11 protein-coding genes are annotated in these 14,056 nt (G+C 58.8%); 4 read left to right on the top strand and 7 right to left on the bottom strand.

Annotated features, from left to right (window positions below):
• Positions 1 to 32 precede the first annotated feature (32 nt).
• Positions 33 to 1,076: a TAXI family TRAP transporter solute-binding subunit gene (locus tag ABVT35_RS17590; protein WP_368468051.1), complete on the bottom strand. Its 1,044-nt coding sequence runs from the start codon at positions 1,074 to 1,076 to the stop codon at positions 33 to 35.
• A gap of 253 nt (positions 1,077 to 1,329) precedes the next feature.
• Here ABVT35_RS17590 and ABVT35_RS17595 point away from each other — a divergent pair, with 253 nt between their 5' ends.
• Together ABVT35_RS17595 and ABVT35_RS17600 are read left to right on the top strand one after the other, a co-directional pair.
• Entirely contained in the window at positions 1,330 to 2,055 is a 726-nt protein-coding gene (locus ABVT35_RS17595; protein ID WP_368468053.1) for a GntR family transcriptional regulator, read from the top strand.
• Positions 2,056 to 2,070: 15 nt separating this feature from the next.
• Positions 2,071 to 3,633 (top strand): sulfatase, encoded by a 1,563-nt coding sequence (locus tag ABVT35_RS17600; RefSeq protein ID WP_368468055.1) that lies wholly within the window; start codon positions 2,071 to 2,073, stop codon positions 3,631 to 3,633.
• Between the two features lie 351 nt (positions 3,634 to 3,984).
• Here ABVT35_RS17600 and ABVT35_RS17605 read toward each other — a convergent pair whose 3' ends face one another.
• Complete coding sequence (locus ABVT35_RS17605; protein WP_368468056.1) at positions 3,985 to 5,037, bottom strand: trans-aconitate 2-methyltransferase; 1,053 nt, start codon at positions 5,035 to 5,037, stop codon at positions 3,985 to 3,987.
• A gap of 172 nt (positions 5,038 to 5,209) precedes the next feature.
• Here ABVT35_RS17605 and ABVT35_RS17610 point away from each other — a divergent pair, with 172 nt between their 5' ends.
• Entirely contained in the window at positions 5,210 to 6,016 is an 807-nt protein-coding gene (locus ABVT35_RS17610) for a mechanosensitive ion channel family protein (protein ID WP_368468058.1), read from the top strand.
• Positions 6,017 to 6,075: 59 nt separating this feature from the next.
• On the opposite strand, the gene ABVT35_RS17615 is transcribed toward ABVT35_RS17610, so the two are convergent.
• From ABVT35_RS17615 to cysG, 4 genes are read right to left on the bottom strand one after another with little or no spacing between them, the layout of a single operon-like run.
• The gene (locus ABVT35_RS17615; protein WP_368468060.1) at positions 6,076 to 6,606 is read right to left on the bottom strand and encodes a DUF934 domain-containing protein; all 531 of its coding nucleotides are present in this window, start codon (positions 6,604 to 6,606) and stop codon (positions 6,076 to 6,078) included.
• Positions 6,607 to 6,622: 16 nt separating this feature from the next.
• Complete coding sequence (locus tag ABVT35_RS17620; RefSeq protein ID WP_368468061.1) at positions 6,623 to 8,293, bottom strand: nitrite/sulfite reductase; 1,671 nt, start codon at positions 8,291 to 8,293, stop codon at positions 6,623 to 6,625.
• Positions 8,294 to 8,348: 55 nt separating this feature from the next.
• On the bottom strand, positions 8,349 to 8,669 hold the full coding sequence (locus tag ABVT35_RS17625; protein WP_368468062.1) for a DUF2849 domain-containing protein: 321 nt from the start codon (positions 8,667 to 8,669) through the stop codon (positions 8,349 to 8,351).
• Positions 8,670 to 8,686: 17 nt separating this feature from the next.
• Complete coding sequence (cysG, locus tag ABVT35_RS17630) at positions 8,687 to 10,114, bottom strand: siroheme synthase CysG (protein WP_368468064.1); 1,428 nt, start codon at positions 10,112 to 10,114, stop codon at positions 8,687 to 8,689.
• A 398-nt stretch (positions 10,115 to 10,512) separates the two neighbouring features.
• Here cysG and ABVT35_RS17635 point away from each other — a divergent pair, with 398 nt between their 5' ends.
• Entirely contained in the window at positions 10,513 to 12,114 is a 1,602-nt protein-coding gene (locus ABVT35_RS17635; RefSeq protein WP_368468066.1) for a bifunctional UDP-sugar hydrolase/5'-nucleotidase, read from the top strand.
• 69 nt (positions 12,115 to 12,183) lie between these two features.
• Here ABVT35_RS17635 and ABVT35_RS17640 read toward each other — a convergent pair whose 3' ends face one another.
• Positions 12,184 to 14,055: an alpha/beta fold hydrolase gene (locus tag ABVT35_RS17640; protein ID WP_368468067.1), complete on the bottom strand. Its 1,872-nt coding sequence runs from the start codon at positions 14,053 to 14,055 to the stop codon at positions 12,184 to 12,186.
• Between the last annotated feature and the right edge of the window lies 1 nt (position 14,056).

Consider the following 14,056-nt stretch of genomic DNA (forward strand, 5'->3'; position numbering starts at 1 on the left):
TCCTCCGGCCCGGCACGTGCCAGAACACGGGCTCAAGGTTTGGCGCAATCCGGAATCGTGTATCCCGCTTCTTCCCAAGCGGCGATGGCGCCCGGGTGGTACTTGACCGGCACTGCGCTGCAAAGACCCGTCAACGATGGATCGGTCTCACCCAGATAGATCGTCTTCATGAACGGTGTCTTGGCCTCGTAGACATCTATATTGTCCAGAAACGCCTTTGTCAGCGCCTTGGCCAATTCAAAATCCATGTCCTTTTGAACGATTTCCCCGCCAACCACACCAATGCCCCGGAACGTGTCGTCTTCCGAGACAACGCTGACCTCGTCGCCGAATAGGCCGTTTTTGGGGGCGGTCACACCGATCGTGCCAGGCGCATTGATGTATTTTTTGGTGGCCTCACTTTCATATTTGTCTTTGGGCATGGACCAGACGGTAATCGCGCCTGAGGCAAGGGCCTGCGTAATCCGGCCATCGGGAAAGTTCAGCGGCAGTACACTGGCGTCGGCCGATCCGTCGGTAATGGTCTTTACGGCCTGGCCCCAATTGACCTGAATGCCCGTGTAGTCTTCGCCCTCGTCAAGTCCGGTCGACAGCTTTACCAGCGCCCGTGCCACGTTCAGCGCTGCACCGCGAGGTGGTCCGTTGTAAATGGTGGCTCCTTCAATGGCATTCCAGCCGTCGAAGTTTTTGCTGTCGTAGGCTAAAAGGCCCCAGGTTCCCAGCCGATACGTGTAGAGGACCGAGAGATTGGAAGCGAGTTCCGCTCCCTTTTCCTCGCCGAGACTCGCGTAGGGTCCCGCTCCTTTCGACAGAAGAAACGTCATGAGAAAGGGCATGGCGGCGATGTCGGTCTTGCCTTCCGCAACATTCTGAACCGAATTTGTGAGCGTCTGGCCGGTGGCGACCTGAATATCGGCAATACCAGCCGCTGAAGCGACCTCCCCAAGTGTGAGAACGGCCTGGCCGGGCACCGATACGGGTGATGTGGTTTCCGCGGTGAGGTTGACCTGCGCATGTGCTGAAACCGCAAAGACGCATGCCGCAAGCAAGCTGGCAGTCATTTCAAGTTTACGCACGTGTTTTTCTCCCTGGATTGTTTTCGCGATGAAGCCCGGTTCGCTTTCGATTCATCGACAACCATGCTGGCGATTTACCTATGCCTTTTGCCGGATTTACCCGCGCGAATATTTCATCTTCCGTGTGACCGGTTTCGCATTTGCATGCCTTTTCATGTGGATCAGCATAGTATAGGATTGCATGCAATGTAAATGAACTAGGCCCCAAAAAGTGCTATTACCGCCCAAAATTGCAAGATAGGTGAGATATTGCATGCAATCTAACAAAACATCCATGGCCAGCAACACGGAAGCCGTTACGGCCCGTTTGCGCGAGCTTATCCTGACCGGCGAGTTGCCCCAGGGTGAAAGAGTGACAGAATCCGGTCTTGCCGCCCTGCTGGAAGTCTCCCGCACGCCGGTTCGCCTTGCCCTTGCCACTCTGGAACAGGAGGAACTGGTGGAGGGTGTGCCGAACCGCGGCTTTCGCGTGCGACGTTTCACCCTGGAGGACATTCGCGAGATCATCGAGGTGCGCGCCAACCTCGAGGGTATGGCCGCGCGATTGGCCGCCGAGAACGGCGCGACCCGCGAGCAGGAGGCCGTCCTGTCCCGCTGCGTGGATGAGGTCGACGAGATTATCGCCGAGAAAGTGTGCGAACGGGAGGTGTTTCGCCGGTTTTCCGATATCAATATCCGGTTTCATACAACGATTGCCAAAATCTCCGGCAATGCGACCCTCCAGCGGCTGCTTGAGCGGGTGACGACGCTGCCGTTCCTGATCGCGCCGCTTGTGTATGTCCTGCCGGACGAAGAGGCCTTCGGGACAATCATAGAAGGCCAGCGCGATCACATCCGTTTGCTCGAGGCGATCCAGCAGGGGCAGGGCGCTCGCGCCGAATTCCTCATGCGTGAACATGCGCTCATGCCCCTGTCGAGAGCCGCTCTCCTGCTCCAGCACACAGGTGCAAAATCATTGCCGCTGCGTCAGGCGGTCTAACCGAAAGGGAGCGTGATGGGGCGTAAACCGAATTTCCTGTTCTTCATTACGGATCAGCAGCGGGCGGACTGGCTCGGTTGTTACGGCCACCCGGTGCTCAGAACACCTCACATCGACTCATTGGCGGTGCGCGGCGCCCGTTTCGATGACTTCCACACCGCCATGCCGGTGTGCATGCCCAATCGCGCGTCCCTGCTTACCGGCCGTTATCCCTCAGTGCATGGTTTGAGGCACAATGGGTGCGTATTGTCCGAACGTGCAAACACTTTTGTCGAGGTTCTCGCCGCTGGCGGATACCGCACGGCAGCAATCGGCAAGAGCCACTTGCAGCCCTTCACCAGCAAACCGTCAACGGGTCAACCGGATCTCGAGCAGGGGCTGATCGAGGAAGCGTGGAAGCCCGACGGCGTTTCCTATCAAGAAGAAGAGCCCGCGTCCTATGAAGGCGAGGCGCCTTATGCGATCCACACACCCTATTACGGCTATCAGCATGTTGAGATGGTCACGGGCCATGGCGACAAATGCGGCGGGCATTACGGGCAATGGTTCCGCAGCGCGCATCCAGACTGGCAGGTTCTGCACGATCCGGTGAACGAACTGCTCCATTATTATCGATGCCCTCAGGCCTATCGCACGCCGGTGCCCGAGCAAAGCTATCCCACTGCCTGGATCAGGGATCGTGCCGCGGACTGGTTGCGTGCCCAGGCGGGACACGACACGCCATTTTTCGCGTTCGTCTCGTTTCCGGATCCGCACCACCCGTTCAATCCGCCGGGCCGCTACTGGTCGATGTACGGGCCCGAGCAGTTCGAGGTATTGCTGCCCTACGAGGCGCACCGCAACCCGCCGCCGCCTTTGCGTCATCTTCGCACCCAGTGGGAACGGAACAGGTCTGAATCCAATGCGCATGCGGCCTTTTGTGCGGATGAACAGTCGCTGCGCGAGGCGATGGCGCTAACCGCCGGCATGATGGCCATGATCGATGATGCGGTGGGTGAAGTGCTTGCGGCACTGCAGGAGTCCGGATGTGCAGACAATACCGTGGTGATTTTCACCTCCGATCACGGTGACTATCTCGGCGATTTCAATCTCCTGTTGAAAGGCGCTCTGCCGATGCGATCGGTCACCCGCGTGCCCTTCATCTGGACAGATCCCGAAGACCCCGAGCCGCGCACATGCCAGTCGCTCGCATCAACGATCGACATTCCGGCGACAATACTGGAGCGGGCGGGCCTGCAGCCCTACTGGGGCATGCAAGGCAAAAGCCTCCTGCACTGCATGAAACGGGGGCAGGGTCCACGCGATTCGCTCCTGGTCGAGCATCATGATAACGGCGCCCGCATGGGCTTTGCCGAACCTGCGCGGGTCCGATCGCTGCTTACTGACCGCTGGCGCCTGACGATCTTCAAGAACGAGAACTGGGGCGAACTTTACGATCGGCAGAATGATCCTCATGAGACATTGAACCTGTGGGATGATGCCGGGCACGCGGCTGTGCGAGCAGACCTTACAGAACGGCTGGTGTGCGAAATGATGAACGCCATGGAGGAAAGCCCGAGGGCAAAGCGTCTGGCTTGAGGTTTGATTTATGGCAATCGCGCCAAGCTGATTCCAGCGTTGGCGGGGACTAGAACGCGTCTTGTTTATACGGGATCATTTGATGGTGGAAAATCGGCACACTCGGCTAGGCGCGTCGCGCAGCGCGATGTGGTGCATCGGGCAAGCGGCGCAACAACGCCGATGGGCCGATTATCCGCCACCCTTGAAAGGACGATGCCGTTGACATTCATAGGTGAATGGGCCGGGCGATTTTGCCCGCTGACTGCGTTGGCTCGCGCTTGTGGTGGTTAAAGCGGGACCCAGATCCTCCACGGCACCATCAAGGTTCTGATCGATCTGCTTATGCGCGGAACGGATATTCGGCGTATTTTAGGCCCGCGCCACAAAGAACATGTTCGTCTGGCTCTTGATCGGCAACTCCTCGACACCGGAAAAACCCGCATCGCGCAGAAGCGACATTGCCTTTTCCGGTCCCATGCAGGTGCCCAGTCCCGGACCGCCTTGGGCGAGTGATTGGGTCATGCAGTGGAACAGGCTGAAGCCATAATAGACCGTGCCGAGCGGGTTTGAGTTGTCAGAAAGCCTGTCCGCGGCGCGGGGCTCCATAACCATCAGCGCCCCGCCGGGGGCCATGCGATCGCGTATTTCGAGCAGAGTCGCTTCAGGTTCGGCGAGATCATGCAGGCAGTCAAACATGCCGGCAAAATCAAAGATCGGTTCCGGCTGCAAATCCGTGATCAGCCCCTCGATGATCGTCACCCGATCCGCCCCGGCCTCAGCTGCCGCCTTGCGCGCCTTCGCAACCGAGTTGCCATCGGGATCGAACCCGGTGATCTGCGCTTTTGGATAGGCCTCCGCGAGGGCGAGAGAGACTTTGCCGACACCGCAGCCGATATCAAGCGCCCGACCGCCCGTCGCTAGCCGCTCGTCGATTTCAGGCAAATGCTTCAGCCAGTAACTCGCCAGCCTGTGCTGATAGGCTCCGCCATTCATCAGATCGAGCGCCTCAATCCAGTCGTTGTCGAACGCTTCAAAATGCACCCCGCCGCCTTCGCGAAATGCCCGTGCCACCTCGGAAGCCTGTGACAGCAGCGACGGCCCGGCCAAAAAGAGCCCGCCCATATAATGATCCGTTCCGTCCGAGGCGAGAAGGTATCCGTGTTCGGCCGGCATCGAAAAAGTGCCGGCCTCTTCGTCATGTTCCAGCCAACCGGCCGCGGTCATGCCGTTCAGCCATTCCTCCACATAGCGGTGGGTGAGTCCGGTCTGCTCCGACAGATCCCGGGCGCTGATCGGTGCACCGTCCTTCATAGCTTCAAACAGGCCCGATTTGAGACCCAGATAGCCCATTCCGATGGCCATCGCGCCCGCCATGTCGCGGTAGACGGCGTTGGCGAATGCTCCAATCCGGTCCTTGTCCATGACGTGCCTCCCTTCAATCTTGATGATGAAACGCCTCCGGTACCGCCACGTCATTGTAACTGGACTCCGGGTAATTGTCGTTCAAGACGCCAGAATGCTGAAATTTTGGCCTGTCACTCGCGGGCATAGCGCTGTAGCATTCGCCGCGGTTTGATTTGTCGGGGAACAATCAATGAATGAGATGTTTACGCAGATGGGCGCCTTCGGGCCGCTGCTTTACGGTGCCGCCAAGGCACTGATCTTCCTGGTCATCGGCTATATGGCGGCCGGCTGGGTTTCGCGGATGATCCGCAAACGGGTTCTGGCGGATCCCAATCTCGACGATACGCTCGGCGTCTTTTTCGCCTCGATTGCCAAATGGCTCATCCTTGCGGTCGTCGTTATTGCGGTTCTTCAGGTGTTCGGTTTCCAGGCGACCAGCCTTGTTGCGGTTCTGGGCGCGGCGACGCTTGCCATTGGTTTGGCGCTGCAGGGCACGCTTCAGGATATTGCCGCCGGGGTGATGATCGTCATTTTCCGGCCCTTCAAGCTCGGACAATATGTCGACATCGCCGGAACCGCGGGAACCGTCAAAAACCTCAACCTATTCGTCACCGAACTTGTGACGCCGGACAATGTTCAGATCGTTGTTCCCAACGGCAAGGTGTGGGGCTCGATCATCACCAACTATTCGGCCAACGACACGCGCCGCGTGGATATCACCTTTGGCATCGACTATGGCGACGACGCGGACAAGGCGATGGATATCATCCTGAAATGCGCTGGCGAGGACAAACGCGTGCACGGCAATCCCGAACCTTGGGTGCGGGTGGTCAATCTCGGCGATTCATCGGTCGATATCACCACGCGGCTGTGGTGCAATGCCGCTGATTACTGGGACCTGAAATTCGCCATGACCAAGACCGTCAAGGAAGCCTTCGACAAGGAAGGCATTTCGATCCCTTATCCGCATCAGGTTGAGATACGAAAGAGCGCATAAAAAAAGCCGCCGGAGTTTAAGCCGGCGGCAGTCCTGGGAGTATACACAGGAAGAAGTCTTCAGGCGGAAGGTCTATCTACATGCCGCCAGGCGTAGGAGCCGCTGGCGCGCGATGGTGTGGCCGACGGCTGATAATAGGCGCTGATGCCCGGAAGACGGCCTTCGGAAAGGCGTTTGATGGCGGTTTCGTTGGATACGACAAAACTGTCGACGCCACAGCGCAGCATCAATGGCACCTGGTCTATCAGCACATCGCCGGTGGCGCGCAGTTCGCCGCCAAAGCCAAGGCGCGAGCGCAGCAGCGAAGCCTGCGAATAGGCGCGGCCGTCGTTGAATGCGGGAAAGGTCACGGCAATCAGCGCCAGCTTGTCGAGATGCGGCTCAAGCTGGCTGACATCGTCGTCGGGTGCGACGATGACACCGGTGTTTTCCGGTGTTCGCTCGGTTTCGGACAGTTCGAGATAGCGGGCCAGCGGCACCAGCAGCCTGGCGTTGGATTCGATCACTTCAGGCATGTCCTCTTCGCCGACGATCCGCCAGGGATCATCCGCAACGAAGCCGCCGGTTTTCCAGAGTCTTGTTTCGCTCATTGTCATAATCCTCTGATCAGGCGGCTTTGGATGCTTCGCCGTAAAGCGCTTGCTTGAACGGAGCCGGCCCGACGCGGCGGTAGGCTTCAAGGAAGGTTTCTTCGGCATTTGAGCGCAGGCCCATATAGGTCTCGACGATGGTCTCGATGGCGTCGGTTATCTTTTCCGGCTCGAAACCGCGACCGATGATCTGACCGATCGAGGTCTGTTCGTCGCCGGAACCGCCAAGCGTGATCTGGTAGAGCTCGGCGCCCTTCTTTTCGACACCAAGAATGCCGATATGGCCGACATGGTGGTGACCGCAGGCGTTGATGCAGCCTGAAATCTTGATTTTCAGCTCGCCGATGTCCTTCTGGCGCTCGAGCGAGCCGAAGCGTTCGGAAATCTCCTGCGCTACCGGAATGGCGCGGGCATTGGCAAGGGCGCAGTAATCGAGGCCCGGGCAGGCAATGATGTCCGTTACAAGGCCGGCATTGGCCGTTGCAAGCTCGGCATTGAGCAATGCGCGATAGACGTTTTCAAGATCAGCCAGCGCCACATGAGGCAGAACGAGGTTCTGTTCGTGCGAGACGCGGATTTCGTCATGGCCGAATTTTTCGGCGAGATCGGCCACCACTTCCATCTGCGCGTCGCTGGCATCGCCCGGAATGCCGCCGATGGGCTTCAGGGAGATCGTCACGACACCGTAATCTGGGTGGCGGTGCGGCGTCACATTCTGCTGCACCCAGGACGCAAAACCGGAATCGGCCTTCTTTCCAGCGGCGATCTGCGCCCAGCCTTCAGGCCGGTCCTGCAGCTTTGGCGGCGCAAAATAGGCGGCAATCGCGGCGAGATCGTCCTCGGGCAGTTTGAGGACGGTTTCCTTGAGCTTATCCCACTCGGCTTCAACCTGGCGTGTGAACTCCTCTTCGCCGGTCTCATGAACGAGGATCTTGATGCGCGCCTTGTATTTGTTGTCGCGACGGCCGTGCAGGTTGTAAACGCGCATGATTGCCGTCGTGTATGAAAGAAGGTCGGCTTCCGGCAGAAAATCGCGGATCTTCTTTGCGATGATTGGCGTGCGGCCCTGACCACCGCCGACATAGACGGCAAAGCCGAGTTCGCCCGCATCGTTGCGCTTCAGATGCAGACCGATGTCATGGACCTGGATCGCGGCGCGGTCGCGCTCGGCGCCGGTAACGGCGATCTTGAACTTGCGCGGCAGGAAGGAATATTCCGGATGGTTCGACGACCACTGGCGCAGGATTTCCGCATAGGGACGCGGGTCTGCGACCTCGTCCGCGGCAGCGCCGGCAAAGTGGTCGGCCGAAACATTGCGAATGCAGTTGCCCGATGTCTGGATGGCATGCATCTCGACTTCGGCAAGCTCGTCCAGAATGTCCGGAGTGTCGGACAGTTTCGGCCAGTTGTACTGGATGTTCTGGCGGGTGGTGAAGTGTCCGTAACCCTTGTCGTAGTCGCGGGCAATGCGCGCAAGGCGACGCATCTGCTTGCCGTTAAGCGTGCCGTAGGGAATAGCAACCCGCAGCATGTAGGCATGAAGCTGCAGATAGACGCCGTTCATCAGGCGCAGCGGCTTGAAGGCATCCTCGGCAATCTCGCCGGAAAGGCGGCGCTCGACCTGGTCGCGATACTGTCCGACGCGCTGGCGGACGAAATCGTGGTCGAACTCGTCATAACGGTACATGGGTTACTCCTCAGGACGCTGCCCGGATTTTCGGGTGTCTTGTTGTTCTTGTTCGTCAGGCGGCGGTCGCCGGTCTGAATTCGGCCTGTTTGCCGAGATCGGTGCGGATTGTCGGGCCTGAGGCGCGGATGCGCTCGCGCAGGCGGATCGGGTAGATCTCGCCATCAACTTCCTGAACGTCGATCAGGTCGATATCGACGACGAGATTGTTGTTGAAGGCCGACTTGCCGGCTTCATCGAGTGCGTCGGCTGCTTCCGCATGGCGCGCGATCAGCGCCGTATCGATGCTTTCGAGCCATTCGCCATTGGCGCCGAGCCATACGGCGATGCCATCGGTGAGGCGGTTGGCTGTGAGAACTTTCATCATGACGGACATCCTTCTTCCTGGCGCTGTCAGGCAGCGGCAATCTGCTTTTCCAGTGCCGATAGCGGCGTGGAGTGTTCGAAATTCGCACCGGCAACTGCATCGCCGATGATCACCATGACCGGGCCATCCAGCTGTGTCTGGTTCTGGATTGCCGGCAGTTCCTGCAAGGTGCAGTGAATGAGTGTGCGGTTCGGCTGGCTGGCGTTTTCAACGACGGCAACCGCCGTGTCGCTGGCAAGACCCGCATCGATCAGACGCTCGGCAACGGAAGCTGCAACGGTGCGGCCCATATAAACAGCGATGGTTGCGCCGGATATCGCCAGCTTCGCCCAGTCCGGCAAAACATTGCTGTTGAGATCGTGGCCGGTGGTAAAGACCAGCGAGGATGCGACGCCGCGCAGGGTCAGCGGCAGTTCGAAATCGGCTGCGGCTGCGAAGGCCGAGGTGATGCCGGGTACGATCTCGTAGCCGATGCCCGCATCGCGCAACGCCGCCATTTCCTCGGCCGCCCTGCCATAGACCAGCGGATCGCCCGACTTCAGCCGCACAACGCGCTTGCCGCGACCGGCGAGATCGACCAGCAGGTCGTTGATCTGATCCTGCGATTTGGAGTGGCAGCCCTTGCGCTTGCCGACCGAAATGCGTTCGGCATCACGCCGGCCCATATCGACAATCGCTTCAGGCACCAGGGCGTCGTAAAGGATGACATCGGCTTCCATCAGCACGCGCTGAGCGCGCAGCGTCAACAGGTCTTCGGCGCCGGGACCGGCACCGACCAGCCAGACGTAACCTTCCGTCCTGCCGGTGTTGTGCAATAGCTGCGTTGCAGCCTGATGGGCGGCGGCAAGGTCGTGGTTTTCAACCTCGTCGCGAACACGTCCGGAAAAGAACCGGCGCCAGAACTGCCGGCGGGTGGCGCCGCGCGGCAGCACCTTGTCAACGGCACCGCGGTAGGCCTCGGCCAGTTGAGCAAGGGTGCCAAGCGAGGGCGAAAGCATCTGATCGATGCGCGCACGGATCATCTGGGCAAGGACCGGGCCGGCACCTTCCGTTCCGATGGCAACGGCAACCGGCGCACGGTTGACGAGAGCGGGCGTGAGAAAATCGCAGTACTCGGGCTGGTCGACGGCGTTTGCCGGAATGCGAAGGGCACGTGCGTCGGTGACGATGCCGGCGTCCAGCGCCGAATTGCCGGTCGCGGCAAAGACCAGCGTCGCACCATCGAGCTGTTCTGCGGTGTAGGGTTCGCCGACTGTCTGAATGTCCTTCTGACGCAGGAATGTGGAAAAGGCCGCTTCAGGCGCGTCGGCGTAAACGATGATCGTTGCCTGCGTGTTGGCAAGCAGCCGCGTCTTGGCAAAGGCCTCCTCGCCGTTGCCAAAGATAGCGACCTTGCTGCCGGCGACATTGAAGAAAGCCGGGAAGGTCGAAAGTTTTCGGTTGCTGTGCGTCATTAAGTAACCCTGAAGGCGCATTTGCCCTTTTGCGGGTTATTTTCCTGTTTCGGGCCGCAGGATTGAAGAAATGCTATTCTTTCGGGAAGCGCGCGGGGACATTTTTTTGCCCGGTGAGGGTTTCTGGGCGGATCAATAACCTAATTGCATGCGGATGGAGCTGACGGCGAACCTGTGAAATTGGAGCTTTCCACTCGCGCTGGTTAGGTGATGGCGAGGCCACGACGCGGTTGAAGCTCTGCTCTTGCAACCGGAATATCCAGACTGCTTCTAAGCGTCGATTTTTCCACAGCGGGGCTGTTGATAAGTCGCTAAAACATTAATGATTTGAAACTGGTAATCCTCCGTAGGCTGGGATAGCATCGCGCGATCTTTTTCCGACTGATGGAGGCTCGTTCATGTATTTATCTCGGCTTTTGCTCGCCGGATCGGTTGTCGCATTGTCCGCCGGGACGGCAATGGCGGATTACAAACTCAATATTGTCCATATCAATGATCTGCACAGCCGGATTGAATCGGTCAACAAATACGATTCCACCTGCTCGGCCGAAAACGAGGCAGAGGGTAAGTGTTTCGGCGGTATTGCAAGGGTTGCAACTAAGATCAACGAGCTGCGCGACGGTATCAAGAATGCCGGCGGCAATGTCATCGTGCTGGATGCCGGCGACCAGTTTCAGGGATCGCTCTTCTACACCACCTATAAGGGCGATGCTGCTGCCGAATTCATGAACAAGATCGGTTTTGACGTCATGGCTGTCGGCAATCACGAGTTTGATGACGGTCCGGAAGGCCTTTCCAATTTCCTCGACAAGGTGTCGATGCCGGTTATCTCCGGTAATACCGATGTGTCCGGCAACAACCTTCTGGCCGGCCGTATTCCCGCACACACCGTCCTTGATGTCGGCGGCGAAAAGATCGGCATTGTCTCGGTGCTGGCGACAGATACGGATGAGACCTCAGCGCCGGGCCCAAGCGTCAAGTTCGAGGACGAAATCGAACACCTGACGAAAAAGGTCGCCGAGCTCGAGGCCGCAGGCGTCAACAAGATCATCGCGCTGACCCATGTCGGCTTCAACAGGGACCAGGAAATCGCCGCAGCGGTGCCGGGTCTTGATGCGGTCGTCGGCGGCCATTCGCACACATTGCTGTCGAACACCAAGGAAGGCGCGCCGTCCTATCCGACAATGGTCAAGGGAACCGACGGTCGGGACGTGCCGGTCGTGCAGGCCTATGCCTATTCCAAATATGTTGGCGACCTGACGCTGACATTCGACGATGATGGCAATCTTACGGGCGCGTCGGGCGATACGATCCTTCTTGATTCATCTGTCAAGCCGGATGCGGAGATCCTCACCCGTGTGAAGGAACTGGGTGGCCCCATCGAGGCGGTCAAAAGCAAGGTCGTGGCGCAGTCCGACGATCTGATTGTCGGCGACCGCGCCGTATGCCGCGCCGGGGAATGCTCGATGGGTAACCTGGTGACCGACGCCATGCTCGACCGGGTCAAGAACCAGGGCATCCAGATCGCCTTCCAGAACGGCGGCGGATTGCGCGCCTCGATTGACAAGGGCGAGGTGACGATGGGCGAGGTGCTGACGGTGCTGCCGTTCCAGAACACGCTTTCGACCTTCCAGATCAAGGGACAGGGTCTCATCGACGCGCTAGAAAACGGCGTCAGCCAGGTTGAGGACGGCGCCGGACGCTTCCCGCAGGTGGCCGGCATGAAGTTCACCTGGGATGCGGCGGCCGAACCCGGCCAGCGTATCGTCAGCGTGATGGTGGAAGGCGGTAACGGCTATGAGCCGCTCGATCCGGCCAAGGTCTACGGCGTCGTTACCAACAACTATGTCCGTAATGGCGGTGACGGTTACAAGATATTCAAGACCGACGCCATGAATGCCTATGATTACGGCCCGGGCCTTGAGATCGTCGTTGCTGACTATCTTGCGGCCAACGGTCCGTACAAGCCCTTTGTGGCCGACCGGATTACCAAAAAGTAAATTCAAAAAAATAAACCCCGCCCGGATTGTTCCGGGAGGGGCTTTCGGTATTTCCGGGTGCGCGTCTTCCTATGCAATCTTTTGTATTTCCACGTCTTTTTCCGCCCAGCTCAAAAAATCCCTAAAGACCGAGTTGAACATTTCAGGTTCCTCCAGGAACGGCGCATGGCCGGCCGTGCCGATATTTTGCGGCGCGCCCAGCCAGATGTTCGCATAGGACAGTTCGCGGCAATATTCGTGGTTGATGAATGGATCAGCCGGGCCGTTGATCATCGCGAAGGGAATTTTTCCTTCGCGCAGCACGCGCATCTGACGGGGCCAGTCGACGGTCTTGAGTTTGGCAAACACCTGCTCACGCGCAAGGCCGTCGGTGCGCCACACCGCGCGCCGGGCCAGCGGTTCGGCCGGAGTATTTTCACCGATCGTATGGGTCGCATAGGCACGCTTTTCGTGGGGTGAGTGAAAGCGCTTTCCCGCCAGCTCCATGTGCGGGGTCGGGATATATCCGCGCGGCATGTCATCGGGAAATTTGTTGACCGGTGAGGTGCCGCAAATCGCCAGAGCCTTAATGGGATTTCCCTGCGCCGCATATTCGAGCGCTGCGTAGCCGCCAAGGGACCAGCCGAAAACGATTGGGTCATTCAGGTTCAGCCTGCCGACGAGATCGCGGATGATTTCCGCATAGGCTTCAACGGAATAATCCTCCTCCGGGTCGGCATTTGGCGAAACGCCATGGCCGGGCAAGTCGAATGATACGAGCCGGTATTGTCCGGCAAATTCATCAAATTGCCGGCGGAAGACCTCCTTGCAGGAGGAATTGCCGTGGACGAAGACGATCGCCTGGCCTTCCCCGCCGGTATCGCAGACCGAGGCCGGGCCGTGGATGGTCGTCAAAAGCCGGTCTTTGACGCCCATTGCCTGCCGCCGGGACCCGGCCTCGAATCGACGACGCCATGCGGCGATGGCATTGGTCCGCAGCCGGGTGGTTATTCCCCAAATCTCCTGCATTGCCGCAAAAAGCCCGCCCGGATAGACGACAACGACGGCAATGATCATCAGTGCGATGATGATATTTCGCCATGCGCCGTAATCGGCCAGGATTTCGGCAAATGCGGTAATGACAACGGCTGCGATCAGCGGACCCCAGATGGTGGAGACGCCTCCCAGCAGGAGGATCGACAGCGTGATCGTCAAAAATCCGAGGCCGAAAACGTCGGGTGAGGCGATGCGCAGATAGGCGCCGTAAAAAGCGCCTGCCAGTCCCGGAAAAATAGCAGAAGCGCATAGCGTGAGAAGACGGATCCGGCCTTCCGACACACCTCTTGAAATGGCGTAGTATTTGTTGTCGCGCAGCGCCTTGATGGCGCGACCGAGAGCCGAGCGTTCCAGCTTGTACAAAAAGATGGTTGAGAGAACGACCAACAGGAGAGACAGATAATAATAACCGACGCGGCCATCGCTCGACAGACGATAGCCGCCGATTTCAAGTCGCGGCAACAAGACCATACCGCTTGTTCCGCCGGTGTAGTCGCCCTGGCTGACGACCAGCTGGAACAGCAATTGTGCCGCCGCGATGGTCACCAGGATGACGTATATCCCCTCCAGCCGAAGGACGGGAATCGCAAGCAGCGCGGCAAAGGCCATTGCAAGGGTTGGCGCCAATAACAGTGCCAGCCACGGATCGAGACCGAAGATCTTTGCCGCAATGCCGTATGTGTAGAGGCCGATGGCGAAGAAGGCGATATGGGCGAAATTGACGATGCCGCCATAGCCCAAAGACAGATCCCAGTTGGAAGCCAGGATCGCATAGACGAAAATCAGAATGAGGATGTGTCGGACATAGGTCTCTGTAAAGAGAAGCGGCAAAGCGGCTGCGACGCATAATGCAATCGCGACGGGCCAGAAACCATTGGTGCGATGGAAGGGGGGCGCATATTTCAAT

This window comes from Hoeflea sp. TYP-13 (assembly GCF_040932035.1).
Lineage (GTDB): Bacteria > Pseudomonadota > Alphaproteobacteria > Rhizobiales > Rhizobiaceae > Hoeflea_A.